General features: G+C 63.4%; 21 protein-coding genes and 5 pseudogenes. 3 read left to right on the top strand and 23 right to left on the bottom strand.

What is annotated here, in order from left to right:
- Positions 1 to 198: 198 nt before the first annotated feature.
- The 6 genes and pseudogenes from MESS4_RS08940 to MESS4_RS08920 all read right to left on the bottom strand — a co-directional run bounded on the left by MESS4_RS08940 (position 199) and on the right by MESS4_RS08920 (position 6,370).
- Positions 199 to 1,164, bottom strand: coding sequence for a polyprenyl synthetase family protein (locus MESS4_RS08940; protein ID WP_006329091.1), 966 nt, complete (start codon positions 1,162 to 1,164; stop codon positions 199 to 201).
- 150 nt (positions 1,165 to 1,314) lie between these two features.
- Positions 1,315 to 2,658, bottom strand: coding sequence for a cytochrome P450 (locus MESS4_RS08935; RefSeq protein WP_006329090.1), 1,344 nt, complete (start codon positions 2,656 to 2,658; stop codon positions 1,315 to 1,317).
- Positions 2,658 to 3,482: an SDR family oxidoreductase gene (locus MESS4_RS08930; protein WP_027033417.1), complete on the bottom strand. Its 825-nt coding sequence runs from the start codon at positions 3,480 to 3,482 to the stop codon at positions 2,658 to 2,660. Before MESS4_RS08930 ends, MESS4_RS08935 begins: the two co-directional genes overlap by 1 nt.
- Positions 3,483 to 3,500: 18 nt before the next feature.
- A pseudogene (locus MESS4_RS35125) lies at positions 3,501 to 3,782 on the bottom strand (ferredoxin); the annotation flags it as partial.
- A gap of 1 nt (position 3,783) precedes the next feature.
- Positions 3,784 to 5,073 carry a cytochrome P450 gene (locus tag MESS4_RS08925; RefSeq protein WP_006329088.1) on the bottom strand — a complete coding sequence of 430 codons (1,290 nt, stop codon included), beginning with the start codon at positions 5,071 to 5,073 and terminating at the stop codon, positions 3,784 to 3,786.
- A 94-nt stretch (positions 5,074 to 5,167) separates the two neighbouring features.
- Positions 5,168 to 6,370 (bottom strand): cytochrome P450, encoded by a 1,203-nt coding sequence (locus MESS4_RS08920; RefSeq protein WP_006329087.1) that lies wholly within the window; start codon positions 6,368 to 6,370, stop codon positions 5,168 to 5,170.
- A gap of 720 nt (positions 6,371 to 7,090) precedes the next feature.
- Between MESS4_RS08920 and MESS4_RS08910 the strand changes: the two are divergent.
- Positions 7,091 to 7,505, top strand: a pseudogene (locus tag MESS4_RS08910) (Tn3 family transposase); the annotation flags it as partial.
- A 277-nt stretch (positions 7,506 to 7,782) separates the two neighbouring features.
- Here the strand turns inward: MESS4_RS08910 and MESS4_RS08905 are convergent.
- A complete protein-coding gene (locus MESS4_RS08905; RefSeq protein ID WP_036240964.1) occupies positions 7,783 to 8,262 on the bottom strand; it encodes a ProQ/FinO family protein in 480 nt (159 codons plus the stop codon).
- Between the two features lie 692 nt (positions 8,263 to 8,954).
- Entirely contained in the window at positions 8,955 to 9,146 is a 192-nt protein-coding gene (locus MESS4_RS34460; protein ID WP_006329072.1) for a hypothetical protein, read from the bottom strand.
- Between the two features lie 662 nt (positions 9,147 to 9,808).
- On the opposite strand from MESS4_RS34460, the gene MESS4_RS08895 reads away from it, so the two are divergent.
- Positions 9,809 to 10,510 (top strand): IS6 family transposase, encoded by a 702-nt coding sequence (locus tag MESS4_RS08895; RefSeq protein ID WP_006329070.1) that lies wholly within the window; start codon positions 9,809 to 9,811, stop codon positions 10,508 to 10,510.
- Between the two features lie 522 nt (positions 10,511 to 11,032).
- Here the strand turns inward: MESS4_RS08895 and MESS4_RS34455 are convergent.
- The 4 genes and pseudogenes from MESS4_RS34455 to MESS4_RS34445 all read right to left on the bottom strand — a co-directional run.
- A pseudogene (locus MESS4_RS34455) lies at positions 11,033 to 11,177 on the bottom strand (alpha/beta hydrolase); the annotation flags it as partial.
- A 20-nt stretch (positions 11,178 to 11,197) separates the two neighbouring features.
- The gene (locus tag MESS4_RS08885) at positions 11,198 to 11,710 is read right to left on the bottom strand and encodes a DUF192 domain-containing protein (protein WP_006329067.1); all 513 of its coding nucleotides are present in this window, start codon (positions 11,708 to 11,710) and stop codon (positions 11,198 to 11,200) included.
- A gap of 128 nt (positions 11,711 to 11,838) precedes the next feature.
- Positions 11,839 to 12,414: an IS630 family transposase gene (locus tag MESS4_RS34450; RefSeq protein ID WP_244441085.1), complete on the bottom strand. Its 576-nt coding sequence runs from the start codon at positions 12,412 to 12,414 to the stop codon at positions 11,839 to 11,841.
- A 93-nt stretch (positions 12,415 to 12,507) separates the two neighbouring features.
- The gene (locus MESS4_RS34445; RefSeq protein WP_006329064.1) at positions 12,508 to 12,786 is read right to left on the bottom strand and encodes a helix-turn-helix domain-containing protein; all 279 of its coding nucleotides are present in this window, start codon (positions 12,784 to 12,786) and stop codon (positions 12,508 to 12,510) included.
- An 81-nt stretch (positions 12,787 to 12,867) separates the two neighbouring features.
- Here MESS4_RS34445 and MESS4_RS08870 point away from each other — a divergent pair, with 81 nt between their 5' ends.
- On the top strand, positions 12,868 to 13,086 hold the full coding sequence (locus MESS4_RS08870; protein WP_036240937.1) for a hypothetical protein: 219 nt from the start codon (positions 12,868 to 12,870) through the stop codon (positions 13,084 to 13,086).
- Between the two features lie 111 nt (positions 13,087 to 13,197).
- Here MESS4_RS08870 and MESS4_RS08865 read toward each other — a convergent pair whose 3' ends face one another.
- From MESS4_RS08865 to MESS4_RS34435, 11 genes and pseudogenes are all read right to left on the bottom strand, one after another.
- Positions 13,198 to 14,379 carry an IS91 family transposase gene (locus MESS4_RS08865; protein WP_006329062.1) on the bottom strand — a complete coding sequence of 394 codons (1,182 nt, stop codon included), beginning with the start codon at positions 14,377 to 14,379 and terminating at the stop codon, positions 13,198 to 13,200.
- Positions 14,380 to 14,387: 8 nt separating this feature from the next.
- Positions 14,388 to 15,202, bottom strand: a pseudogene (locus MESS4_RS08860) (site-specific integrase).
- 318 nt (positions 15,203 to 15,520) lie between these two features.
- Positions 15,521 to 16,835: pseudogene (locus MESS4_RS08855) on the bottom strand (ISNCY family transposase).
- A 457-nt stretch (positions 16,836 to 17,292) separates the two neighbouring features.
- Positions 17,293 to 19,443 (bottom strand): S46 family peptidase, encoded by a 2,151-nt coding sequence (locus MESS4_RS08850; RefSeq protein WP_036240935.1) that lies wholly within the window; start codon positions 19,441 to 19,443, stop codon positions 17,293 to 17,295.
- Positions 19,444 to 19,921: 478 nt separating this feature from the next.
- A complete protein-coding gene (locus tag MESS4_RS08845) occupies positions 19,922 to 20,281 on the bottom strand; it encodes a cytochrome c family protein (protein WP_036240961.1) in 360 nt (119 codons plus the stop codon).
- Between the two features lie 908 nt (positions 20,282 to 21,189).
- Entirely contained in the window at positions 21,190 to 21,534 is a 345-nt protein-coding gene (locus MESS4_RS34440; RefSeq protein ID WP_006329041.1) for a hypothetical protein, read from the bottom strand.
- Complete coding sequence (locus MESS4_RS08835; RefSeq protein ID WP_006329040.1) at positions 21,512 to 22,861, bottom strand: formyltransferase family protein; 1,350 nt, start codon at positions 22,859 to 22,861, stop codon at positions 21,512 to 21,514. The genes MESS4_RS34440 and MESS4_RS08835 overlap by 23 nt, the downstream gene beginning before the upstream one ends.
- 9 nt (positions 22,862 to 22,870) lie before the next feature.
- On the bottom strand, positions 22,871 to 23,923 hold the full coding sequence (gene hypE, locus MESS4_RS08830; protein ID WP_006329039.1) for a hydrogenase expression/formation protein HypE: 1,053 nt from the start codon (positions 23,921 to 23,923) through the stop codon (positions 22,871 to 22,873).
- Positions 23,920 to 25,077 carry a hydrogenase formation protein HypD gene (gene hypD / locus MESS4_RS08825; RefSeq protein ID WP_006329038.1) on the bottom strand — a complete coding sequence of 386 codons (1,158 nt, stop codon included), beginning with the start codon at positions 25,075 to 25,077 and terminating at the stop codon, positions 23,920 to 23,922. The genes hypE and hypD overlap by 4 nt, the downstream gene beginning before the upstream one ends.
- Positions 25,074 to 25,304, bottom strand: coding sequence for a HypC/HybG/HupF family hydrogenase formation chaperone (locus tag MESS4_RS08820; protein WP_006329037.1), 231 nt, complete (start codon positions 25,302 to 25,304; stop codon positions 25,074 to 25,076). The genes hypD and MESS4_RS08820 overlap by 4 nt, the downstream gene beginning before the upstream one ends.
- On the bottom strand, positions 25,295 to 25,474 hold the full coding sequence (locus MESS4_RS34435; protein WP_244441084.1) for a hypothetical protein: 180 nt from the start codon (positions 25,472 to 25,474) through the stop codon (positions 25,295 to 25,297). Before MESS4_RS34435 ends, MESS4_RS08820 begins: the two co-directional genes overlap by 10 nt.
- Between the last annotated feature and the right edge of the window lie 63 nt (positions 25,475 to 25,537).

Here is a 25,537-nt window from a genome sequence, read left to right as displayed (position 1 = left end):
TGCTCCGGCGCGGCGACGCGCCCCATGCTGGGGCCGGTCCGCCGCATAGGCTTGCGCGCAGCGCGCCGCGTGAGCCGCGGCTGTGCTGGGCAACCGCTGCGATCGCCGCCGCCGACTTGGACACAGTGCAGCATGCACCGCTCACGCCGGCCGATCGATCGCAGCGGCACAGGGGCGACTCCATGCGGACGGGCGCGCTCATGCGCATGGCGCGTGCTTGAACAGATACGCGTTGGCCCGCTGCAGCATCTGCGCCAACCGTTCCGCACGCGTTCCCAGCGGGGCGATGGCCTCCCCGGCGTCGCGCAACAGATCCAGCGCCAACTGGCGCGCTGCCTGCAGCCCCATGATCGACGCACAGGTCGGCTTCTGCGCCGCCGCGTCCTTGCCGGGGGTCTTGCCCAACGTCGCGGTATCCGCTGTCGCGTCGAGAATGTCGTCGACCACCTGCAACGCCAGGCCAAAACAGGCGGAGTAGCGATCGAGCGCACAGTACAGCGCAGCGTGGGCGGCATCCTCCGCGATGGCGCATAGCGCGCCCATGCGAACGGACGCGCGCACTAGTGCTCCGCTCTTCATCCGGTGCATCGCCACGATCCTGTCCAGCTCGACGTGCTTTCCTACCAGCGACAGATCCATGGCCTGCCCGCCTGCGGCACCCTCGGCGGACACCGCCTGCGCCAGTTCGCGCACGAGCGCGATACGGTTGTCGCTCGGCGCATCCAGGCTCGCCAGGGTCAGGAAGGCGTGCGCCTGCAGCGCATCGCCGACCAGGATCGCAGTGGCTTCGCCGAACTTGACGTGCACGGTCGGAAGGCCGCGGCGAAGCACGTCATCGTCCATTGCGGGCAGGTCGTCGTGGACCAGGGTACAGGCGTGCATCATCTCGATGGCGGCGCCGACATCGTCGAGCATGGGCGCCGGCGTGTCGGCCAGTGCGCCGGTAGCCAGACAGAGCAAGGCGCGGGTGCGCTTTCCGCCATGCAAGGTGGCGTAGCGCATCGCCGCCATCAGCTCGGTCTCACCGTCGTCTTCGGCGCAGAGAAGACGCGCCAGCGCCTGTTCGACCCGCCTTGCGCCGTCCTGCATCCAGATCTCCGACGGCAGCCTGCCGGATGCGCCGCGCGCCTGCGCGTCGTCGTGTAGCGTGGAATCGGTCTGCATGTCGTTCATGTCCTTGTACCTGGCACGGCCACGGCGAGCGTCCGAGCCGCCGCGGTGTTGGCGGCGTCGCACCGAGCGCGCGCGCCGAGTGCAGCATTGCCGCGCGTCGCCGGCGCAGCTGCCTCGCCACACGGGGCATGCGATGCCAGCTCATGAGAATCCGATGCGGATTTTCATGGACGGATGTGCGGTCGGGAAATAGCGCCGACCTTTTTCGACGGCGCTCAGCAACCGCGGCCGCACCCCGGCCTTGTGCATGGTCAGTGCCAAGGCGATGCAGAACTGCACCATTTCCAGCCATACCAGGTGGTAACCGATGCAGACGTGTGGGCCGGTACCGAACTGCAGCATGTCCACCGGCCGGATCGGCTCCGTGCGTTGCAGCCACCGTGCCAGGCGGAACTGATCAGGCGCCTCGTGCAGCAGCGCAGAGGTCGAGAAATGCAGCAGCGGGATGCACAGAGGGGTGCCCGCAGGAATGCGCCGTTGGCCGAGTTGCAATTCCTGCAGCGCGCGACGCGGCAGGAGCGTGGTCGCCGGATGCACGCGCAGCGTCTCGCGGAACAGCGCCTCGGCGACCGGACACTGCGCCAGGTCCGCGTGCCGGGTCGGCACCGCGCCCACGCGTTGCGCCTCCTCGACCAGGGCGTCCCATAGCCCAGGCTGCCGCGCCAGCTCGATCACCATCCAGGCCATCGTCGAGGCGGTGGTGTCGTGACCGGCAAGCAGCAGTAGGCGGATATTGGCGACCAGGACGTCGTCGGAGAGCGCATCGTCGCCGCGATCGAAGGAGCTCACCATGTCATTGATCAACCCAGTGCGCGCGGCATGTGCGCGCGCGTCGCGGACGAACTGGCGCAACTGCGCGTCGATCCAGTCGCGGGCGGCGCGGCCGCGCCGCAAGGGCAGTCCAGGCAGGTCGACCGGGGGCGCGACGATCAACTGCAGCAGTTGCCGGTATTTGCGATGCCATCCCGGCAGGTCCTGCGCTGGGATTCCCATGAGGCTGAAGATGAGCTTGAGCATCAGGTCGCCGGTTTCGCGCAGGATGGTTACGTCGCCGCGGTCGCGCCACGCCTGCACCCGCGCCTGGATGACGGGCGCGAACAGGTTGCCGATGCCGGCTTGGGTCAGCCCCTTGGGCAGGAACGCCGCCTTGATCGCGTCGCGCGCCTGCCGGTGCGCGCCGCCGTCCTGGGCGACCAACGTTCCGCCAAGCAATTCGGGCGCGATCTCTTCGATCAGCGCCGAGGACACGTCCTTGTGCCGGAGCAGTGCAAACGCATCCGGATCCACGCAGGTCATCAGGTGTCCGGCAGGGCCGAAATCCAGCCAGAAGTGGCTGCCCAACGTCCGTTCCGCGCGCCGCAGCAGGCGCGGCAGGTCGCATACGATGGCGGGAAGATGTCCGACCAGGGGGAAAGCGCCGGGCACGACCGGGATGTCGTCCCGCAGCCGGTGCCGACGGTCCAGCGGGTTGAGCAGCATGTCCATCAGCAGCGCGGCCCCGCGGCCGCTTTGGCGGTGTCGCCGGCAGGCCGCGCGGCGCGGCTGTTGCCACCGTCGGCGTACGTCGGCACATGCGCCAGCATGCCGCCGTCGATGCACAGGACCTGGCCGGTGATGAACGCAGCATCGTCGGAGAGCAGGAACGCCACCAGCGCGGCCACGTCCTCGGGGCGGCCGACGCGCTGCAGGAGTTGGTGCCGGCTCAGATGCCGTTGCATGCACTCGTCCAGCTTGGCGAGGAGACGCTCGGTCATGATGAGACCCGGCGCAACCGCGTTGCAGCGGATCTGCGCATGACCGTACTGGGTGGCGAGCGAGGCCGACAGCATGTTCATCGCCGCCTTCGACGCGGCGTAGGACGTCTGCGCGGTGTCACCGCTGAGCCCCTGGCACGACGACATGTTGACGATCGCGCCACCGCCGCGGGCGATCATTCGTGGGATGGCCTGCCGGCAGCAGAGCAGCGTGCCGCGCAGATTGGTCGCCATGGTCTGATCCCAGACCGCCAGGTCCAGGTCGAGGATCGTGCGGTCGCGCGGTGTCAGATGCATGGCGCTCGCGTTGTTCACCAGCAGGTCGACCCCACCGAAGTGCCGCTCCGCCGTCTCGAACAGCGCTGCCACCGCCTGCGCATCGGCGATGTCCATGGCCAGGGCCAGCGCGTGGCCCGCTTCGGCCGCGATCTGCGCGGTGCAGGCGACGGCCGCCGAGCCATCAATGTCGGCCACCACCACTCTGCCGCCCTCGCGCGCGATGGCGAGGGCGCATGCCTTGCCGATGCCGGCGCCGGCGCCGGTCACCACGGCCACCTTGCCTTCAAACCGTCCTCCTGGGTTGCGTTGGTCTTTCGCGGCATGCCGCTCAGCCTGCGCCGGAGAAGGCGCAGGGTCGGCGCTGGCGCGCTCGCCAGCGTCGCTTTCGATGACCCGAATGGCGGCGACCGGACACTGGCTGGCCGCGAGCCGCGCGGCGGCGTGCAGCGCCTGCGGGACCGTCGCCACGCACACTTCCGCCACGCCGTCCGGTTCGCGCTGGCGAAAGGTGCCCGGCAGCGTCAGCACACACTGCCCGGTGGTTCCGCATAGATCCTGATCGATCACGACGCGCATCTCAGCCCCCCTGAGCATGCAGTCGCACCGGCAGCGCGCGGAACGTCCTGAGGAACGCGGATGGCTCCCGGGTCGGCTGCTCGGCCAATGCCAGCGTGGGGAAGCGCGCCTCGATCCGCGGCAGGCTCTCGGCCAACTGCACCCGGGCCAGTTGCGCACCGAGGCAGAAGTGGATGCCGTGGCCAAAGCTCAGCATGATCTTCCCGTCGGTCGACATGCCAGGAGTGGTGCCGTAGAACCGCGCGGGATCGAAGCGGTCGGGATCGGAGAAGGCGTCCGGGTCGCGATTGCCGGCCGCGATCAGCACGCGCACGTCCGCGTTCTTCGGGATCACCACGCCGCCCAGTTCGATGTCGCGCTGGGCGATACGCGGAATGGAGCTGAACATGGCAGGCGCGTCGCAGCGCAGGACTTCTTCGACGAATGCCTTCACCCCCACGGCGTCTCCCTGCAGCCAGTGCCGCTGTTCGGGATACGCCAGCATCGCTAGGACCGCATGGTCGATGGTCGCAGCAGTGGTGGCGAAGCCGCCCAGCAGCATGCCCCACAGCATGCTGATCAACTCCGCATCCGACAGCGTGTCCGCATCGTCGTCGTGTGCGCCGACCACCATCGACACGATGTCGTTGCGGGGATCGGTGCGCTTGCGCTGTATGAGGTCGCCGAAGTAGGCCTGCACCCTGGCGCTGGCCGCGTCCGCCTCGGCGAGCTGGGGATCGCTGGCGTGTGGGCTCAGGCCTTCCAGAATGGCGCCGATGCCGGCGGCGAGCCCGAACATGTCATCCTGGGGCATGCCGAACAGTTCGGCGAAGACCAGAATGGGCACAGCCAGCGCGAATTCCCAATGCAGGTCCACCGCCTCCCCGCGCTCCAGCGCGGGCGCCATGCCGTCCAGGCGCGCTGCGACGATGCGTGCGATGCTCGGCCGCAGGTTGTCGATCTGGCGTATGGTGAAATCGCGCGAGATCAGCCGGCGCAGACGCGTATGCGTCGGTGGTTCCTTCATCGCTAGCGTGGACGCGAGGAGATTGAGTGACAGGCTGGTCTCCGCACGCGGGAAATAGCGCGCCAGTTCGCCCGGCGCCGGTCCCCGAAACGCATCGCCCGTGGCCTTGAGTGCCCAGTAGATGTCGGCGTGGCGGCTCAACAGAAAGAGGCCCGACGCCGCGCGGTGCACCGGATCGTGCTCGCGCAACCACCGCATGAACGGATACGGGTCGTGGATGCACGCTGGCGACGACAGTTCGGCGAAGGCGTCCCGGCATGCTGCCGTGGTTTCTTGCACGTCCATCTTGGTTACCTGTTGGCTGGCTGATCTGACCGGCGCGTGCTAGGCGCGCCGGCAAATTGCGGAGTAGATCGCGATTCCGGGCGGCGTCCGCGCGTCACCAGAGCACCGGGAACTCCTCGAACCCGCCAGTGATGATCTCCTTGCGCAACTTCAGTTCTTCGGGCGCCACGGCCAGGCGCAGCGCGGGAAAGCGCTGGAAGATCGAGCCGACCACCACCTTGAGTTCCAGCCTGGCCAGCGCCATGCCGATGCAGTAGTGCGGCCCGTGCGAGAACGTCAGGTGCGGATTTTCGTCGCGTCCGATGTCGAAGATTTCCGGGTCGTCGAAATGGCGCGGATCGAACGACGTCGCCGGCAGGCCGATCAGCACCTTGCTCTCCGCGGGAATATGCACGCCCGCGATAGTCACGTCGGTCCTCGGATAGCGCATGACGCCGTCCCAGCCCGCGCCCGGCGGGTACATGCGAAGGATTTCCTCCACCGCCTTGTCCACCAGGGATGGATCGCCGACCAGGCGTTCGCGCTGATGCGGATGGCGGAACATGGCCAGCAGGCCGAATTCGATCTGCGCGACGGTGCTCTCGTGCCCTGCCACCAGCATGCCCGCCGCCAGGCCGATCGCCTCTTCCTCGGTCGCGTTGCCCTGCTCGACCGCCGCGAGCAGATCCGTCAGCAGGTTGTCGCCCGGATCCTGGCGCTTGTCCCACATCTTACCGCGAATGTAGGCGCGCAATTCTTCCCAGGCCAGGCGCGACGCGCTGCGCGGGCCGCTTTCATGCTGGTGCGTCATCACCTCGTCGGACAGCCCGGCGAAAAAGGCGTGATCCTCGTAGAGCACGCCCATCAGCGCGCTGATGACCATGGCCGGAAGCGGAAAGGAGAGGTGGCGCCTCAGGTCGGCGGGCTGGGGCTGGGCCGCCAGCGTCTCGAACAATTGCGCGGCGATCGCCTCGACCTGCTGCGCGAGCACCTTCACCCTGCGGTTGCTGAAGGCCGGCGCCACGATCGTGCGTAACCGGGCATGCTCGCCCCCCTCGTGCGAGACCAGCCACCCCGGCGAACCGAGAATCACCGAATCCGGGGTGAATGCCGCCGGCGGCATTCCCGCGGGCCGGAACGCCGCGTCGGACAGCGCCGCCTTGGCATCGTCGTAGCCTGTCACCCACCAGCCTTCGTGCCCGGACGGGAAGCGCACGCGGTGGATCGGACCGTTGGCGCGTAGCGCCAACATCTCGGGCGAGGGCTCGATGTGATCGACGCGCCACATCGGCAGCGTCGGCAAGGGTTGTTCGGACATGGTGGCACGTCACTCTCTAAGCGATGGAAGGGCGGAAGGCGCTGCGGCAGCGAATGAGTAAGACGGCATGTGAACGTCCTGCGCGGCGTAGCCCGACTCGATTATCAAGATCGGCCAACGTGTAACTGTCTAGGCATACCGCGCGGTGAGATGCAGAACTTTATCCTGCGCCTTCGAGTTCAGGATAAGACGAGTGTGGTGGGCCTTTGAGTTGCAGCCGGCCATCAAGATTTCCTGCGCAAGGGTCGACAAGGGCGGCAGCCAGTTTGGGTGCGGGGCGGTTTCGCCGAGGCCCCCTTGCATAGAATGCTATCTGATGCGGATTTGACATTTTGCTTTTCTTTCTCCGTTTCATCGATCGCGGTGTCATCCACGAAATGGAGGTCGGTCGGCGGCTCCCGGCTCCCAACGAAGGAGTTTCAAAACTCGTGCCAATTTGGCCGACCCAGCAGAAGAAAAACATTGTGATTACTTTTCAGCGGATTAGCCTGAGGCCAGACAAGAGCTCGGCGAAATAGGCCGGTGTCGCGGACCCAACAAAGACGACAGAAGAGTGTCGGATAGGCGACACCTTCTTTGTCAGTTGTCCTGTCCTGGAATGATGGCAGGCCACCTGACCCTATTGACCCATAGGAGGTTGGCTCAGGGGTTCACGTGCTTGCTTAGAGGCGCGCTCGAGGCGGCTTGCGGGCGCGTTGCCAATGCAACACTCTGGCTATCCGCAACACCGCCATCTGGGGCGAAGCCGGGACGGCCTGCGCGTCGAAGTCCAAGAAGTTCGGCGCTTGGGACGGCAACCTGATGACGGAATGGCATGTCCGCTATGGCGGTCGCGGCGTGATGACCTACTGGCATGTCGAAAAGGGCTCGACCTGCATTTTCTCGCAACTCGAGCGCTGTTCGTCTTCGGAGGTCGCCGCGATGATCAAGGGCGTGCTGCGACACTGCACCAACGTGGAGATTCAGGGCCAATATTCGACAGCCATGGCCAGAGCGCCGTCGGCGTCGCTTTTTGCCGCCTGCTCGGGTTCACCTGCCGCCACGCCTGAAGGCGATCGCCCGGCAGAAGCTGGCGCCGTCAGGCCTGCGCGCTGAATTTCCCAATCTGCTTCCCATTCTTTCCAACGTCATCAACTGAGAGGAGGTTGAGCAGCAGTATGGCCACAGTCAATCTGGGCCGGCATCGATCTGACTGCCATCCCGAAATATCACGGTCGCAGCGGTAGCCAGAACGACCATCGGAATAGCCTCCGGCCTTCGTTCATCCCGAAGAAGGGATGACCGACCAGTCCGTTTTTCGCGCGCGAATGCGGCAGCTCCATTGCGATCGCGGCAATTCGGATTGGCGGGGGCGCCATGTGCTCCGACCCTGAGGGCTGTCCCGGTCGGCGCGAGCTATCGCTCAGAGGCGATCAAGTCATCGGCTTTCGGAATGACCGGCGACGCTTCGTCTCAACGATTATCCCGGTCGGGCTGTCGGCCGTATTCTTCGCCTTGGACACGGCGGTTCGCTTCGGTTTTGGTTTGGGTGGCGCTTGAGGCTCAACCCTTGGCTCCGGCGTTTGCTTGCCCTTTTGTTTGTCCTTGCGGGAGCAAAGCAAAGCCTTGGCGGTCGCGGCGTCCGCATCCGAGACCACGCCGGCCGGCTTGCCATCGAGATTGACCCGTGCGGCGCCGGCATCCAGTCTCGCCAAGTATTTGGCCATCTTGGTATACGCCAGCAGGGCTCTCCTCAATTCATCATCGGACAGTTCGCCGTCGAGCACCCGAATGTCATGATGGATGCCGATCTTGAGCGGCCTGGGCGCTTTCGGATTGAACGCCGCAGGCCACTTGGCCGATAGATAGCGGAAAAGCTGTGCAGGCGATTTGCCTCGGCTACAGCTCAACATCATAAGCCTCGCCCCATTGTTTTCGTTTCCAATTCGGACCTTCCTAGCACTGATATATGCAATGATTATGGAAAAATGAGCATTCGCTCCGCAGGGCAAAGACCTACTCATTCGGACACGCGAGGTGCCTGGTGAGCCGGGCAGGATCGGCACCAATCACGCCGAGCCGTCCCGTTAGAGTTCACAGCCATACATCAGGGTCGGTGGAATGCTGTTCCCCCATATCTCCGCCAGCTCATTGACCCTTGGCAGCGCATATCAAACGCCGGCAGCGAAAAAGACTCGACGGCCCTCCGCGGAGGGCCGTCAGCGAGTAGGAGCCGAACCGTCGCGGCTCCTCTCACCCGTTCGGCCGTTCCGTCGTACCAGGGCGTCGCGTAGCGCGAAAGCTACTCAGGCGACCGTTCCGTGATCTCGGCCGGATCGACGCCGTCCTGGGACAGGAAGGCAGGCGAATGGCTGGCAAAAAGCGTTCCGCCACAACCCGGCACCTGGCGCGGGCGCGGCGGAACTGCCGGGCGGCGGCCATTCCGGAATAGCTGCCGCCGATGACAATAGGCGCAGCGAAATTCAGAAGGTTGTGGGCGACAGGCTTCGGACTCCCATTCGATTGCCGACTCGGCTCATGCCTTGACAGGCAATATTCTGAGGATGTTTGCACATCACGTTCATGGTTGCCACCATGGAGCGCCTCAGAAGCGGCGCCCAATCGGAAACATTAGCACTTCCGCGTTTTGGCTCGGCTGCCTGAACTCCTCGACGGCAACTGCCTCAATTAGCAGATCCAAGGCTTCCCGCCCCCTCTGGCTCATCGGATCATCGCCTCGCAGGTAATGATATGCTCGATCTAGATGCACTCGCGCGGCGGAAAAATCGCTTGTCATATGACCCTCTCAGTTGCCGCCCGCGTTAGCCGTCTACGAGGTGAGGGTCACGCAATCGTCAATATCCACAGACGGATTTGAATTAAATCGCAGATGATCCGGGAGAAACCAAACACCGGCTTGTTCTATGCGAGAGCTCCTTGATTATGTCGCCGGCGGGCCCGGTGGACTCTGCAATAGGGTTGCCAAGCGAGCCCTGCCAATGCGTCCCCAGCATCATCCATAAGCCCTCCCGAGTTTCTGGTCAGTCGAGCGGTCGCACGCGCAGGCTTTCGGCGGCAATCGGCCGGGTGGCGAAGATCGCCGCGAAGGCGGACAGCCAATCGGAAGCCGACTCCCGTTTGTGCGATCTCGAGGGGCTACAGGGCGTCGATTCCTCATAGGATATTCCGTCATCACATTGCTGACGGGCGCCCAGCTTGCGAAAGCAAAAAAGCAGGCGCCCTCTTGACCGACACCGAAAACAGCGAAATCAATCATCCATTGAACCCATGAACGCAACAACGCCAGCACACTGTCCGGGCCATATTGTTTATTTTCGGCGCCAAGAGACCTATCGGGACGCTCTTGTCGCCGAGCAGAGGCTGAGGGGTTCTGTTGCAAACTTTTTCGTTACGGGTTGTCTGGCAAGTGACCTCCGACATTTTTTTAGGAGGTTTGTGATGTTCAGAGGCCGGCATTTCGACCGATCGGTCATCCTGGTGTGCGTTCGCTGGTATCTGGCATATGGACTGAGCCTGCGCGATTTGAAGGAGATGATGGCCGAGCGTGGCATTAGCGTTGATCATTCGACGATCCATCGCTGGGTTGTTCACTTCTCGCCCTTGCTGCTGGAGCGCTTCAACCGGCGCAAGCGCGCAGCGACCGGCAAATGGCATGTTGATGAAACCTACATCAAGGTCCGAGGGCAGTGGATGTATCTCTACCGCGCTATCGACAGCGTCGGCGACACGGTCGAATTCTATTTCAGCGAACATCGGGATTTGCCGGCGGCCAAGCGTTTCTTCAGGAAAGCGCTGGAGCGCCATGGGCGTCCCGATCGTGTCGTCATCGATGGTAGCCAGACCAACCAGGAGGCGATCGTTTCCTGCGATACGACACATCGATTGCAGGATCGCTGCAGGCGCCGACCGAAGCCGATCCGAATCCGCCAAAGCCAATACTTGAACAACCGGATCGAGCAGGACCATCGGCGGATCAAGCGCCGTGTTCGGCCGATGCTCGGCTTCAAATCTCCCGCAGCCGCAAGCATCATCCTCGACGGCATCGAAATGCTTCACATGATGCGCAAACGACAGGCGAGGTTCGCCTTCAACCCAAATCCGTCATTGGCCGAGCAGTTCGATATCCTCGCCGCCGCATAAGCACCGCCCGCCATCTCTTCTTGCTTCAGTTCAACAAAAATTTGCAACAGAACCACGCATCTTGGTGTGCGGATCGAAGCCATTCGCTTCTTCAGGATCGCTGGGCCGAACGACTTCCTGATGCTCACGCCGGAGCGGGCGCGGGCACTAGGCATCGAGGTGTTCGAGCAGGACGGCATGAACGCGGGACGGTGTCAGCGCCTACACGCAGGCGCGGTACGGCCTGCCGGAGGTCGCCGCCGCGCTCGAAAGAGCAGGTGTTACTGCTGACCTTGACGATGAGGACCTCTTGTGGCCGCCTGCGCGAGCAATGACGCGGCTGCGGCTCGGCGCATCGCGCGCCAGTCCGGCATCGCCAGGTAACACGGGGTGGTTCAGGGCGCTCGAGATCCCGAACATCCGGATTGCGTCCTTGTCGCGCCGCAGGCAAGCGCAGACGGTTCTCCGAGGATGTGGCAGCGTACCTTCTGGAGAGAGGTTCCGAGCCCTCAGGCTAGCAGTCGTCGAAACAGACAGGGCGAAGATCGCCTTGAACCAGCCGGGCGACACCCATTGACGTAGTGGGTCGAGGCGAAGCCATGGATCATGAGCACCGGATCGCCCTGCCCGATGCCGGCTGGCGGTCGAGGAAGGCAAGGTCAAAACCGTCATGGGAGAAAAACTGCATCTGCGATCGATCCTGCGCGTTCAGTTGTGCGCAGTGCCGATTGCCGGGTGACGCAACAAATCGCCGTCCGCGATGCCGCTCCTGGCTGCCGTGCCTGCCTTGAGCTCGAGCACGAAGCGAACCGGCTCGCCGGGCGAGATCATCGCCTCGGATTGCGGCTTGCCTTGCTTGATCGCCCGGATCCTGCCGTCCTGGCCGACAAAGATCAGGTCGAGCGGCATCGGCGTGTTCTTCATCCAGAAGCTGACATCCTGAGGCTCCTCGAACACGAACAGCATGCCACGATCGTCGGCCATCTCCTCGCGAAACATCAGGCCGGCGTCGCGCTCAGCCGAGGCGTCGGCGATTTCGACGGAAAAAGAGCGTTCGCCGCCTTTCGTCACCGCGACCAGCGGCTGCGGGTCGACGGCAAGGATCATCGCCCGGCTGTCGGCCGAAGCCGGTTGCTGGGAATGGAAGAAAGCGCCTGTGGCGACGACAAAGGCGATCGCGGCGCAGACTACGCCCGTTGTCAGCCAGTTCCCGTGAGTCATTCGAAATCCTCGACCGGAAATCGTCCTAGACCATGATCCCAAAAAGTGGAACCCTGTTTTTGCTGCGCTGACCTGCAGTTCGGAAAGATCATGGTCAAGCGAAAGAACTAGACTAAAGCGCGTCGCGCTTAATTGGCCTCATATCCGGCAGCTTGGAAGAAGTTTCTGCATTCGGCGGGCTCGAACAGGTTGCAGATATCGCCGAGGGCTTCGCAGAGTGGGTCGAAGGTTCTGGCCGCCTTCTTTCGCAGCCGCGCCTTGAGTTTTGAGTAGGCCATCTCGATCGGGTTGAGATCGGGCGAGTATGGCGGCAGGAACAGGAGCCAGGCACCCCTTTGGCGAACCAGTTGTGCGGCGCGCTCGTTCTTGTGGAAGCCGACATTGTCGAGAATGACGACATCGCCGGGTGACAGTTCGGGAGCAAGTTGAGTTCCGATATAGCGTTCGAAGATGGCGGCGTTCATCGGTGCGTTGACGATCCACGGCGCGACAAGGCCGTGGCATCGCAGCCCGGCGATGAAGGTCTGCGTCTGCCATTTGCCGAATGGCGCATGTGTCCTGAAGCGCTCACCCTTCGGCGCCCAGCCGGTGCGTTTGGTCAGCTTGGTATTGGTCGACGTCTCATCGATGAAGATCAGCCGCGCCAAAGCCTTGTTGAAGAAACGCTTTCGCCGCCCGATCCACAGTTCACGCGCCTGGCGCACGTCGGCCCGCTGCTGCTCGCTGGCCTGCAGAGTTTTTTTTATGACTGAGCCCAAGGCGATGGAGCAGGCGCCCGACATTGGAGCGGTGCACGCTTACCCCACGCCCCTCCAGTTCAAGGCATCATCCAACGTCAGTTCGCCGGTCTCGGCCAACCGCAAGCGGACAAACTCGGCATACGGTTCAAGCTTGCCTCCTCCCACATGGCCCTGCCGGCACGCTTCAAGCGAACCGGTCTGCCGGCGCAGGTTGATCAGATTGTTCACGAAGCGAGGCGAAACGCGGAAATGGCGCGCGGCCTCGCGGTGACCATGCCCCTCATCGACATACGCAACAACACGCCGACGCAACTCAAGCGGTAGCGGCTTGCCCATCGCGGTCTCCTTTCAACCGCAATGAATCACGAACTCAATTCAAGGGGAATCTGGAGGGTTCTGTGAGGTCGCGCGGCGGAGATGGTCTGGCTTGGCGCGGTGCGCGACCTCATTGAAGTCGGATTGAGCGAACCCGCTGACGCGGCCACGCGCTATGGGATTAGTGTCGCGAAGCCTGTTCCAGGTGAGCGGCTTGGTGTGATGCAATGCTGCCATGTCGGTGAAGACGAGGCCGAGACGCCGACGTTGACCGAGGCGATCGACGCGCCCGGTGGCATCTTTGGGCGGGCTGCGGGGTAATGCTTCTGCTCTTCGGGCTGGTCGGGAAGATGACGATATGGGGGGTCATTGCGTCCGTCGACGCTGATGCCGCGACGCTGCCACGATCGATGCTGGGGCGACATCCTGTCGTCATGAGGTATCCGGCTGCGGTCGTGGCGGCCCGGTGCGCCATCGCGGCAGTGTGGCGGTGATGCGCAGAATGCCACCACAGCAGGGACAGACGGTTGGGTCAAAGCGCGGGAGCGGCCTGGTAGTCTCGCCGGCTGCGGCGGTCGGAGCGAGCTTCATCGCCACCAGGAGTTGCCGGATGATGGCGAGTCGGGTCCGGCGGCATCCATTGGCGAGGAAGCCATAGTGGCGGATGCGGTGAAAGCCGTCGGGCAGGCAGTGCAGTAGGAAGCGACGGATGAACTCGTGCGGATCGAGCGACATCAGCCTGGGCGCGTTGCCGTGACGATAATCGCGCCAGCGGAAGGTTACGCTGGTCTCGTCGGCGCTGACCAGGCGACTGTTGGCGATGGCGACCCGGTGGGTATAGCGGCCGAGATAGGCGAGGACCTGCTCGGGCGAGCCGAACGGCGGCTTGGCATAGACGATCCAGTTCTTGCGACGAAGCTGCCGGATCGCGGCCGCGAAGGCATGGGCCTGACCGAGCCCGTCGAGGGTGCCGGAGAAGCGCAGTCGCCCAGCCGCATAGGCCGCCTGGAGCCGCTCGAGGAACAGCCGCCGGAATAGGCGGGAGAGGACATGGATGGGCAGGAAGAAGCGTGGCCGGCAGCTGAGCCAGCGCCCATCGGGAGAGAGAGCGCCGCCGGGGACGAGGCAATGGATGTGCGGATGATGGGTGAGCGCCTGGCCCCATGTGTGAAGAATGGCCAGGAACCCGATCTCCCCGCCGAGGTGCCGCGGATCGGCGGCGATGGTCTTGAGCGTTGCGGCGACGGCGTCGAACAGGATGGCATAGACGACTGCCTTATTGTGAAAGGCGATCTCGGTGACTTCGGCCGGCACCGTGAACACGACGTGGAAGTAAGGCACCGGCAGCAGATCGGCCTGACGGTCGGCGAGCCACCGTTCGCGCGTCGCACTCTGACACTTGGGACAATGCCGGTTGCGGCAGGAGTTATAGCAGACGCGGGCATGTGCGCAGTCCTCACAGGCCTCGACATGACCGCCAAGCGCCGCAGTCCGGCAGAGCTCGATCGCGGACATGACGCGGCGCTCGACGCGACCGAGATGGCCGTCATGGGCAACACGATAAGCATGATCATGGCGACGGAAAATATCCGCCACCTCCAGCTCGGAGCGCATCGCTGGGCTCAGGCGGGCGGCACCACCTCCAGCGTCAGGCGGTCGAGCGGGCTCTGCGTCCTGGCGATCGTGCTTGTTGCCACATGGGTGTAGCGCGCCGTCGTCGAGAGGTTGTTGTGCCCCAGCAGCACCTGGATAATCCGGATATCCGTACCGCTCTCAAGCAGGTGAGTCGCAAAACTGTGGCGCAGCGTATGCACGCTCACCCGCTTGACCAAACCCGCCGCCTTGGTCGCGGAGCGGCAGGCCGCGTGAAGGACCTGCACGTCGATCGGCTTGTCGCCTCGTCCGGGGAACAGCCAGTCCTCCGGCGTGCCAGTCGCCAGTAGGTCCGCAAGATCCCGAGCAGCTGCGACGACAGCATGACCGTGCGATCCTTGGCGCCCTTGCCGTGACGGACCTGAATCACCATTCGGTCGCTGTCGATATCCGCCACCTTGAGGCTCACCGCCTCCGAGGCGCGCAACCCCGCGGCATAGGCGGTGGTCAGTGCAGTGCGCGCCTTCAACGATGGCACCGCTTCCAGAAAGCGCACAACCTCGTCGGCGCTCAGGATCGCCGGCAATTTGCGCGGCGTGCGCGCATAGACGATGCGCTCCGGGATCTCCGCCCGGTCCAGCGTCACGCCGTAGAAGAAACGCAACGCACAGACCGTCTGGTTCAGTGCCGGCCAGGAAATGCCCTGCGACACCAGATAAACCTGGAACGCACGGACGTCCTCCAGCCCCAGCCGATCCGGCGACCGGCCGAAATAACGGCTGAACTTCGCCACCGCATGCAGATAGGATCGTTGCGTCGCGGGCGACAGGTTGCGCAAGCTCATGTCGTCGATCATGCGACGGCGCAGCGGGCTTACCGCTGTCGTGGCTTCAGCCATGGGATGGTCTCCTGGTCAGGGGTTGGTCTCAGCAACCAAACCTTCCCATCAGGAGGCCATTCCAGCCAATGCACACGCCAATCCCGCGTCAGCGGGTTCGTTCAATCCTGAATCCCTTAAATCGCGACACGCTTTAGTTGGTGTGCGTTGAGTGGTATGGACAGGATCGAGGGCTGGCTATCGAGCGGAAAGGCGTTGTGGGCGCGATCACGCGCACGCCACGAGGCCGGCTGTGCCGGTGCGGGCAATTGCGATGGATCAGTGTCAGGTCGGCTTGAGGCGCGTGAAGACGACGAGATTGTAAGCCACGACCGAGGACCAGACGTAGCTCTTGAAGTGATCAAGGCCGCGCCAGGTGCAGCGCGCCAAGCCGTAAGCGCGCTTGAGGCATGAGATGTCGGCCTCGATGCCGGCACGGAAGTTGCGCAGCTTGCGATAGACCCAATTGCTTCTGACCATGTCCTCGATCCTGAGGCCGGCTTTCTTTCTTGTGGAATGCCATGTCGCGAACGCCCAAGGTCTTGGCTGTAGCCAGATTGCCGCGACTGGCAAAGCCGCCGTCGGCGGCCGCCTGCCGCGGCGCGTGACCATAGAAGGCGATGTGGCGTTCCAGCATCGGCAGTAATCGATCGCTGTCGCGCGGATTGCCCGCCTCGATCACCAGATCGAGGATCATGCCGCTCCTGCCGGTGGTCAGGTTGAGTTTGTGGCCGTATTCGGTGTCGCGGCTGCCCTTGACGATGATATCGGCATGGGGCTCGAACAGGCTGACCAGCTTGTCGCTGGCCGCCACCAATTCGCCGGCCAACACCCGCCGCTCACTCTGTGTGATGATGCGTTCGATCAGCGGCCGATAGTGACGAACCTGGGTCAGCCACAGTGCGATGAGCGGAGTGCTCGCCACGGCCAATCGTTCCGCCGCCTGCCGCAGATAGGCCAAGGTGGCATGGGCGATCCCGATCAGTTCGCGGTAGAGTTGGACACGATTGGGTCGGCCGCGTGTGAACTGAATCTTGCGGGCGCGCTTCTTGGCCGCGCGGCAGTGATCGTGCCATTCCAAGCCGCCGCCGCCGGCCAAGGCATCAGCCTGCTTCAACAGGCGCACCATGATTCGGACGGCGTCCCACAACAGGCTGCTGTCGCTCGGTTCGTGCATGAGTGCCGAGGTCACAGTGCTGTCCAACCGCACGACCGCACCGTCTTCCAGTTTTACCTGCCGGGCATTCGACAGCAGCACCCGATTGATCTCTTCCCAAGTCTCGGGCCGGATCGCGCTGATCGTCTTTTGCAGCACCGACTTCTGCGGGCTCCAAGACCACGGCAGCCGCGCAAAGGCTCGAAATGATGCTGAATCCTCAAGATGGAAGGCCAGCTCCTGGTAGGTCAACTGCCGGTATTGCTTGAGAAGCGCGCAACGTAAGACCGCTTCGGCAGGTAGGCCTTGCCGTCCGGTGGCCCTGACGCTGCTCCGAACCAAGTCTCGTGCCACCAAGCCAAGCAGATCGTGGTGCCCGTCCAGCCACTGCGACATCGCTTTCAGTTCGTGGCCGATCTCGTGTGTGGCGAAAAGATCGAATATGCTGGCTTGGACGGTGCGCCGGGCCTTGCCTGCGCAAAGTCACGATTTAGGCAATAAAATCAACAGTTTGACGTTTGTGGACGGAAACTAGACTAGTCGCCCGAACGTCACGGCGAGCGGTCTCCTGAGCGGGTAGCAAAGTCCGACAGCGTTGGGCAACGGGAAGCGATCTAGAAAGTATAAAGCCCTGTCCAGAGTTTGGGAAACACGCAACCAAAAGATGAAAGTGCGATGTTCAGGCGCATCGGCGCGACTGCACCGATTACGTCATTGGAAATTTATGCCAAGGAGAAACGGAATTGGGCAACGGCTCAGGCGCTGGCGAACCTTCGAATGTTGCGCATGCGTTGGAGCGCCGCCCGATTCGAGCACGATCAACGATCGCTGTGGCAAGCTCACGTCAATATCCCGAAGTGCCGTTCTGCTGGCGAGGCCGACGCGTTTGCCTACCGCCAGACTACCCCGCTGAGGAGCGCGACGCCGGCAGCACTCCCATCTCCTTGAGCAACCGGCCAGCGCCGTCAATCTTGTCCATGGTCCAGAGCATGAAGCGACTGTCGACATGGATGCTGCGATTGCGGTCTGCGGCATATGCCCAATCGGAGATCACTCCATCAAGCGTGCCATCGAAGGCGAGACCGACGAACTCGCCGCGCCCATTCAGCGTCGCCGAGCCGCTATTGCCGTTGGTGATGTCGGCGGTGGACAGGAAGTTGACCGGCAGCGTGCCCAGCGCCGGCGCGACATAGGGGCCATAATCCTTGGCTCTAATCGCTGCGATAGCCGCATCTGGAGCATCGAACTCACCCTTGCCCGTTTCTTTGGCCAGAAGTCCCTCGGCCGTGGTGAATGGCGTCCAGATCTGCCCGTCGCGTGTTCGCCCCGCCACCTTGCCCCAAGTGATGCGTAGCGAGCCATTCGCGTCGGGATATATCGGCCGGCCGATTGCCTGCCGGTAGGCACGCTGACCATGCATATAGATGGCGCGAGCCGCCTGGCTGCGTCCAGCGCGGTCCTTCGCAGCCTGCTCCGCAGCGATGTCGCCGGGATAGAGCGCGACCGCCAGCTTGATGAAAGGGTCCTCGGACGCCTCGAAGGCAGCAGCGGGCTTGTCAAGCCAGCCGAGCCGCGTCGCCGTGTCTGCGAGTTTGGTGCCTGCATAAAGTCGGTCAAGGCCAGTTTGGCCCAAAGCACTTTCGAAAGCAGTATCGCGGTCCTTTTCATCCAGCCGGCGATACTCGTCGAGTGCGGCCTCGAAAAGCTTTCGATCGATGTCTGGCAAATAGCGGCGTTCGATCTGCGTCAGTTGATCCGAGATTTCTTTACGGTCACGATCCTGAAAGCCGCTTTCACGGTCTTCATCGGGCTTCTCGTGCTCCTTTGTCCAGCGATAGAGAGTGCGTGCCGATGACAGTAGTTGCGCGCGATTGAGCAAGCCCTGGCGCAGCCTCGCCAGCGAAGCCCGGCTAATCTCGCCCACCATCGCGTCCAGTTCGCGGATTGCTGCGTCAAAGCGCGTCTGCCGCACGGGATACTCAGCGACCCAAGCGCGAAAAGCTTCCTCCTCGGTAGCCTTGCGCGCGTCGAGGCCGATCGCGTCGGCGCCGGCTAGATCGCCCGCCAGCTTCTTCTTGTAGTTTTCAACGCCCCGCAGGGTGGAGGCGTAGCGGATCTGCGCTTCGCGATTGCCTGCCGTGGCTTGCTTGATCTGAGCGGCATAATCCGAGAGCAAACGCTGGGACAGTGGTTCGTATTCGGCAAAGTTGAACCGGACTTCATCGGCGGTGAGGAACCGCTGGGTTGCGCCGGGAAAGCCGGCGACCATCACGAAGTCGCCTTCTTGGACGCCTTCACGGGCTATGGGCAGCCAACTCTTTGGCCGGTAAGGCACATTGTCATGCGCATAAGGCCGGGAGGAACCATCAGGAGCGACATAGGCGCGATAGAAGCCGAAATCGCCTGTGTGGCGCGGCCACATCCAATTGTCCGTTTCGCCGCCGAAGTTACCGGTGCCGAGCCCGGGCGCATAGACGAGGCGCACGTCCTGAATTTCGAGCTTCTGCTGGAGATAGTAGGAGGCGCCGCCATAATAGGACCCCACGTCGCAGCGGCGATTGGGCTGTTCTTCACATGCGGCGATCAGCGCCTTGCGGTTCGTGTCGAGCCGCTCATAGCGGGCAAAGCCGTTCAGCTTGTCCGATACGCCCTTGAGCATGTCGGCGGTCACATCCCGCATATCCTCGATCACATAGATGCGGCTGCCGGGCACCGCGGGTAATTCTTCACCCAGGCTCTTCGCCAGAAAGCCGTTGGTGAGATAGTCTTGGCTCTCCTTGCTGTTGTACTGCATGGATGGGAACACGCAGTGATGATTGGTCGCGACCAGTCCTTGCGGGCTGACGAATGAGGCGGAGCATCCGCCCAGTGAAACGATCGCGTTAAGCGGGGCAGCGCCCAGACGGCTCAGCTGCGCGGGATCGATCTGGAGCCCATCCGCGCGCATGGCCACGCCGACTTCCGCACTCTGGGCCGGCATCCACATGCCTTCGCTCGCCGATGCAGCGGTGGCCGTCCAGAGCAAGGCGATGGCGCTTACCCAAGCAACCATATCACATTGGCAGTTCATACTGGTGTCTCTCCCATTCTATCTACTGTATCCGCCGACTGGATCGATGAGCTATCGGGCCGGCCGGCGACGCCAGCGCCTGCGCGGCTGCCACTGGGTGAAGACTGAGTGGACGGTCAACGTAAACATCTGGATGACGCTCCCCTCAGTTGTATCGGTTCCGTGCAACGTTTGCGGATCATCCGTTGCACTAATCGTGCCAAGGGAATACAGCTTTCAATGACCTACATGGTAAGCTGCCTTCCATGTCCGACCTCCCACATTTGGTTGTAGACCCGACACCCTCGTCCTCGCTAGCGGCGAAGCCCGCTGCCGAACGGCCGTCGCCTGGCGCCACCACTTTCGCCACCGCCGTCTCGACTGACCTTCGCCACCCCGCCCTGCCAAGCAGTCGGTTCTCAAACGGGGCTTCGCGGCGCGAAACACGATCACTCCTTTGCGGTTGTTCTTGAAATGCACGCTAGGGTTTTCTGACCTGACACATTCTGAGATAGGCGATGACGTTTTTGATGTCGTCGGGATTCTTAAGGCCAGGGAATCCCATTTTGTTCGTCGGCACCTTCGCCTTGGGGTTGGCCAGATATTCCGTCAAGTTCGGCTCGTCCCATACGAGGCCCGCCGCACCCGCATCGTTCATGGCTTTCGAATACGAATAGTTTGGGGCGGTCCCCGCTGTCCGACCCACAACACCTTTCAGGCTCGGGCCGACTTTGTTCGCGTCGGTATCAGCATTGTGGCAGGCGGTGCACTTTTTGAAGACCGCCTTGCCGCCCTCGACATCCTGGGCCTGGGCGATCGGAGGCAGTAACGCCGAAGCCATACTGGCGCCGATTGACAGACATTTCACCCAGGAACTGGCCGAATGAACATACGGCGGGCGATCCATATGTTTGTAAGCCATGATCCGATCCTTCCTCATGATGTTGCTCCAAAAAGGAGCTCTCATCGACTCCCTCGGTGTAGATTTCGTCCTTGGCATCCATGCGCAGCACGTATTGTGGAATGTTGGCCGTCGATTGGTCCCAAATTTGCTGCCTCGGGCATTCAGCGTTATGTGAGCAGCTCACCGGGACAATTGTCGGCATTGTAGTTCGATGGGAATCTTGGTGCACGCACGTGGTCGAGAACCTGACAGTGCAGCCGCGCGCTCCCGCGCCGCCTACCACTGTCGTGGTGATTGAAGTCGAGGAGTTCGTTCGCCTGCAGTTCGCCTAAGCTGGCCAGCTGTTCGACAGGTATTCTCCCTCTCCTTCGAAATTGACGGGGACGACGGTCAGCCTGCTTTTTGCCGTGATTCACGCGTGCCTCCCATTGGGGCGAGATGTTCTCGCAAATGGCTCTGCAACGCTTGTGCCAGCCGAAAAAGCCTAGCCTGCCGGATGTCTGCCCGAAGTCCTTCAATTTTCCTGCCGAGGTATAGCCTGACGGGAAAATGGAAATCTCATATCGGCTTCTCAAACTCGGGGAGAGCGCAGGCCGAGCGATGTCTGGCCCGCTCAGCGCGGGCAGCGGATTCGAGGAACGTACCCGCGGAAGGACCCATTTGGTCCTTAGATGGCGAGCAAACCTTCAACTTCCGCAGCGATGGCGCTCGCTCGCTCTTTCGCTCCACCGAGCAAAAGACGGCGCGCCAATCCATAGAAAAGAGGAATACATAGCCTCGATTGAGCACACCTCGTCGCCCACTACGAGAACGGTTGCGAGCGGGTTCGTCATCGCATGGTGCTCCTACGGTCCGTAGTGGTCGGCGTTCGCGCGGTGGACAGCGAGCGTGACGGGCGTACGGGACTTGGGCGTCTTGTGGATAAAATTGTAGCGCGCCACGTGATAGCTCGGGTCGAAGCCGTAGAAATTGCGCCGCATCCGCCGCAGTTCCTCTTCCCGATAGGCGGCAAGCGGTTTCTCGGCCTCGTCGCGAGCGCGGCGCGCCCGTTTGGCAGCAATCCGCCGGGCAAGATCGGGAGAGGCCGCGAGTTCGGCGGCAGCGCGGAGCAGTTCCCAGTCGGCGGATTCTACATTTCCCGGCAGGCGCCGGGTGGCGAGCCCCAGATCAAGCGCCTCGTCGACCCCCATCGGCAGCCTTGCCTGAGGTCACGCGGCGGGCTCGGTCCTCGCCGATCCGAGCCGGCAGCAGATTGGTCCAGTATTCCGAGCCGTAGAGATTGCCCATGTCCTTGTAGTGCGGATTGAGGATGACGCCCTCGCGCATCCAGACTTCGTCGGCGGCAAGCGACAGGAAGACGCCGCCAGCCCCGGCATTGCCGAGCACCGCGGCAATAACCAGTCGGTCATCGGTCTCGATGATCTCGCGCACCAAGTCGTTCATCGCGTTTATATTGCGCCAGGATTCGTCGGCGGCGCTGTCGGCGCCCTCGATGATGCCGAGATGGATGCCGTTCGACCAGCGATCCGCGTCGCCCCGCAGCACAAGAACCGGAAGCGAGCGTGCCTTGGCCCTCGTGATCGCCTTGCGCAAGGTATCACAATCTTCCGACGACATCGCGCCGTTGTGGAAGCGGAATTCGAGAAGTCCGACGCCGTTCTCCTCCCGGTAACGGCAGGGCTCGGGTCCTTCGATGATGGGCAGATCGCTTGCTTCGGCACCGAGCAGCCGGAGCGCCGGCAGTTTCGGCGAGCGGGAATCCGGTCGCCGGAGATGGCCGATCCACAGCGCCCCCTCACGGAAGGCCATGGCGAGAGCGTGCCGCGAACGGCCAATGAGCGCGCCGGCAGGCCCCGGAACTCCTTCCGCACGCTCGGCGTCAAACACCAGGAAAGTCTGTCCGGCGATCGTCATCGTAGCGCCGGGATCTCCGTCCGACGCCCGGATGATGCGTAGCGCTTCCTCGGCCGAGTGTCGGGTCGGGTCGAGGATACGGTCGGACCTCCCGCAGGCGGGTCGCTCGCACCCCCTGCCCCAGTTCGCCGGCAGCGCCGCCCCTTCCCTGCGCTCGATGCGGCCGATCGCTTCGAAGACGCAGGCTACGGCAGCCTGGGTCACTTCATGTCGGTAGAGGCTCGACTTCCGAGCGGGGCGCATCGGAAATTCCGCCCAAGCCCAGACGGGCCCCGCATCCATCTCCTCCCGAGCCTCGATCAGTGTGACGCCCCAGGTCGCTTCGCCGTCGAGGATCGCCCAGTCGAGGGCGCTCGGGCCGCGATCGCCACGGATGCCCGGATGGACGATCAGGCAGAGCGTTCCGCGCCAGACATCGGCCGGGATCGGCCGCTTGAGGAAGGGCGCGATCACGAGGTCCGGCGAAAAGAGAACGACCGCCTCGCGAGTGAAGTCGTCATGGATGTCGAGCTCGACCGTCACTTCGTGACCAGCCCGTCTCAGGTCGACATGCAGGCGCTGGGAGAGCGAGTTGAAATTGTGGCAGAGAAGCAGGATGCGCATCACCCTCTCTTAGCAGATCCGGGGCAGTTGTTCGCCCGACAGCCAGTCGACAATCCGGCCGCCGCCAAACGAGGTCGTCATCTGGACAAAGCAGTTGTCGTCGGCCACGACGTGGCCGACCAGCACCGCCTCACTGCCAAGCGGATGCGCGCGCATCGTCGCGAGCACGGCGTTAGCGCCCTCCGGCGCCACGACTGCTACCAGTTTCCCTTCATTGGCGACATTGAACGGATCTAGGCCGAGGAACTCGCAGGCTGCAGCCACTTCCGGTTTGAGCGGGATCTTGTCTTCGTCGATGCGGAAGCCGACCCGCGACTGGCTGGCGACCTCGTTCAGCGTCGCGGCGATGCCGCCGCGCGTCGGATCGCGCCTTAGCCGGATATGCGCCCCGCCAGCCGCGACCATGTCTGCTACCAGCCCGTGCAAGGCCGCGCTGTCGGAGGCGATGTCGGTGTCGAATTCCAAGTTCTCGTGTTTCGACATCACGGCGACGCCATGGTCTCCGATCGAGCCGGAAATGATCACCGCATCACCGGGCCGGGCGGCGTCGGACCGGAGATCGAGCCCGTCCGGAACCATGCCGACGCCGGCGGTCGAGATGAAGACACCGTCGGCCTTGCCGCGCTCGACGACCTTGGTGTCGCCGGTGATGATCGGCACGCCGGCCTCGCGCGAGCCGGCGCCCATGCTCTGGGCGATGCGCTCGAGATCGGCGAACGGAAAACCCTCCTCGATGATGAAGCTTGCCGACAGATAGAGCGGTACCGCGCCCGCCATGGCGATGTCGTTGATCGTGCCGTGCACGGCGAGGGTGCCGATATTGCCGCCGGGGAAGAAAAGCGGCGAAACGACGTAGCCGTCCGTGGTCATCACCATCCGCCCGCCAGGCACCGAAAAGGCCGACTGGTCGTTGCCGGCCCTCAACCAGTCATTGTCGAAAGCCTTGTGGAAAATGCCCTCGATCAACTGGCCCATGGCGCGCCCGCCGGCCCCGTGCGAAAGGTCGACACGGCCGTTCGCGACATCGAGCTTGCGCCTGTAGGCCTTGATCATCATGTTCATGCGACCGCCCTCCCCACATCCACCTGCCGCGCCTTCTCGCGGAAGCGGCCATAGGTCCAATGCGCGGCGCAGGCGCCCTCCGACGACACCATGCAGGAGCCCATCGGTGTATCGGGCGTGCAGACCGTGCCGAACAGCTTGCAGTCGGCCGGCCTCTTGACGCCGCGCAGGATCGCGCCGCATTCGCAGGCCGGGTTGTCCTTCGCGGCGGGTGTCACCATCGAAAAGCGCTTCTCGGCGTCGTAGGCCACATATTGCGGCCGGAGCCGGAGCGCGCCATAGGGCACTTCGCCGAGACCGCGCCATTCGAAGCTCTCGCGCAGCTCGAAGAAATTCGCCACCTCGGCCTGGGCCTTTTCGTTGCCGAGCGCGGTCACCGCGCGGATATACTGGTTCTCGACCTCGTGCCTGCCGTCATTGACCTGGCACACCAGCATCAGGATCGCCTGGATGACGTCGAGCGGCTCGAAGCCCGCCACCACCACCGGCTTCTGGAATTCCCCAGCGAAGAATTCGTAAGGTTCGGTGCCGATGACGGTCGAGACGTGGGCAGGACCGACGAAACCGTCGATCTTGATCGTGCCGAGCTTGCGAACGTCAGGGCTTTCCAGGATGTTCTGGATCGCCGCCGGCGTCAGCACGTGATTGCAGAAGATCGAGAAATTGCCGAGCCCCTTGGCTATCGCCGCCTTGAGCGCGAGCGCGGTCGGTGGCGTCGTGGTCTCGAAGCCGATGGCAAAGAACACCACTTCGCGTTCGAGCTCGGCCTCGGCGATCCTGAGCGCATCGAGCGTCGAATAAACCATGCGGATATCGGCGCCGGCCGCCTTGGCCTTCAAGAGGCTCGATCCGTTCGAGCCCGGCACGCGCATCAGGTCGCCATAGGTGCAGAGCGTAATCTCCGGCCGCATGGCGAGCGCGATCGCCGCATCGATACGGCCAATCGGCAGCACGCAGACGGGACAGCCCGGTCCGTGGATCATCCGCACATTGGCCGGCAGCAGATCCTCGAGACCATAGCGGGAAATAGCATGCGTATGGCCGCCGCAGAACTCCATGAAGTGATAGGAACGCCCCGGAGCGGCGAGAGCGGCGATCTGCCGGGCGATATCCTTGGCGAGCCTGCCGTCGCGATATTCGTCGATATATTTCATGCCGCATCTCCCATGGCAGCAGCTTCGCGGATGAGGGCGAGCGACCTTTCCGCCTCCTCCGGGTCGATCTTCGCGAGCGCATAGCCGACATGAAGGACGAGATAGTCGCCCGGCCGGACATCGTCGATCAGCGCGGTCGAAACGATCTTCGATACGCCGTCGAGCCTGACCTTCGCCATGTTGTCGGGCAGTACTTCCTTGACCTGGACCGGTATCGCTAGGCACATGTCCGGCTCTCCTCCGCTGATGCATTCTCGTTCATGATGACCTGCCGCGCATGGGCGGCCTGGCCGAGCGCGATGCCGCCGTCATTGGCCGGCGCGAGACGTGGCAAATAAGCTCTGAGACCGCGGTCCCGAAGCGCTTGCGCAAGTCCGGCCGCAAGGACCCGATTCATCAAGCATCCGCCGCCGAGCGCGACCTCCGGGATGCCCAAGAGTGCCGCTTCCCTCGCGGCCCA

Source organism: Mesorhizobium sp. STM 4661, from assembly GCF_000359125.1.
Taxonomy (GTDB): domain Bacteria; phylum Pseudomonadota; class Alphaproteobacteria; order Rhizobiales; family Rhizobiaceae; genus Mesorhizobium.
This window is presented reverse-complemented; position numbering and strand designations above follow the sequence as displayed.

Excerpts from the sequence above, each read along its gene's own strand:
- MESS4_RS34445 (WP_006329064.1), bottom strand. The coding sequence starts at position 12,786 with ATGGGCAAGCCGCTACCGCTTGAGTTGCGTCGGCGTGTTGTTGCGTAT.
- MESS4_RS08850 (WP_036240935.1), bottom strand. The coding sequence starts at position 19,443 with ATGGTTGCTTGGGTAAGCGCCATCGCCTTGCTCTGGACGGCCACCGCT.
- MESS4_RS34460 (WP_006329072.1), bottom strand. The coding sequence starts at position 9,146 with ATGACAAGCGATTTTTCCGCCGCGCGAGTGCATCTAGATCGAGCATAT.
- MESS4_RS08940 (WP_006329091.1), bottom strand. The coding sequence starts at position 1,164 with ATGCAGACCGATTCCACGCTACACGACGACGCGCAGGCGCGCGGCGCA.
- MESS4_RS34435 (WP_244441084.1), bottom strand. The coding sequence starts at position 25,474 with ATGAATCGGGTCCTTGCGGCCGGACTTGCGCAAGCGCTTCGGGACCGC.
- MESS4_RS08870 (WP_036240937.1), top strand. The coding sequence starts at position 12,868 with ATGGTCTGGCTTGGCGCGGTGCGCGACCTCATTGAAGTCGGATTGAGC.
- MESS4_RS08885 (WP_006329067.1), bottom strand. The coding sequence starts at position 11,710 with ATGACTCACGGGAACTGGCTGACAACGGGCGTAGTCTGCGCCGCGATC.
- MESS4_RS08845 (WP_036240961.1), bottom strand. The coding sequence starts at position 20,281 with ATGGCTTCGGCGTTACTGCCTCCGATCGCCCAGGCCCAGGATGTCGAG.
- MESS4_RS08925 (WP_006329088.1), bottom strand. The coding sequence starts at position 5,073 with ATGGACGTGCAAGAAACCACGGCAGCATGCCGGGACGCCTTCGCCGAA.
- MESS4_RS08865 (WP_006329062.1), bottom strand. The coding sequence starts at position 14,379 with ATGCGCTCCGAGCTGGAGGTGGCGGATATTTTCCGTCGCCATGATCAT.
- MESS4_RS34440 (WP_006329041.1), bottom strand. The coding sequence starts at position 21,534 with ATGGGGGTCGACGAGGCGCTTGATCTGGGGCTCGCCACCCGGCGCCTG.
- MESS4_RS08920 (WP_006329087.1), bottom strand. The coding sequence starts at position 6,370 with ATGTCCGAACAACCCTTGCCGACGCTGCCGATGTGGCGCGTCGATCAC.
- MESS4_RS08835 (WP_006329040.1), bottom strand. The coding sequence starts at position 22,861 with ATGCGCATCCTGCTTCTCTGCCACAATTTCAACTCGCTCTCCCAGCGC.
- hypD (WP_006329038.1), bottom strand. The coding sequence starts at position 25,077 with ATGAAATATATCGACGAATATCGCGACGGCAGGCTCGCCAAGGATATC.
- MESS4_RS08905 (WP_036240964.1), bottom strand. The coding sequence starts at position 8,262 with ATGTTGAGCTGTAGCCGAGGCAAATCGCCTGCACAGCTTTTCCGCTAT.
- MESS4_RS08935 (WP_006329090.1), bottom strand. The coding sequence starts at position 2,658 with ATGGACATGCTGCTCAACCCGCTGGACCGTCGGCACCGGCTGCGGGAC.
- MESS4_RS08895 (WP_006329070.1), top strand. The coding sequence starts at position 9,809 with ATGTTCAGAGGCCGGCATTTCGACCGATCGGTCATCCTGGTGTGCGTT.
- MESS4_RS08820 (WP_006329037.1), bottom strand. The coding sequence starts at position 25,304 with ATGTGCCTAGCGATACCGGTCCAGGTCAAGGAAGTACTGCCCGACAAC.
- hypE (WP_006329039.1), bottom strand. The coding sequence starts at position 23,923 with ATGAACATGATGATCAAGGCCTACAGGCGCAAGCTCGATGTCGCGAAC.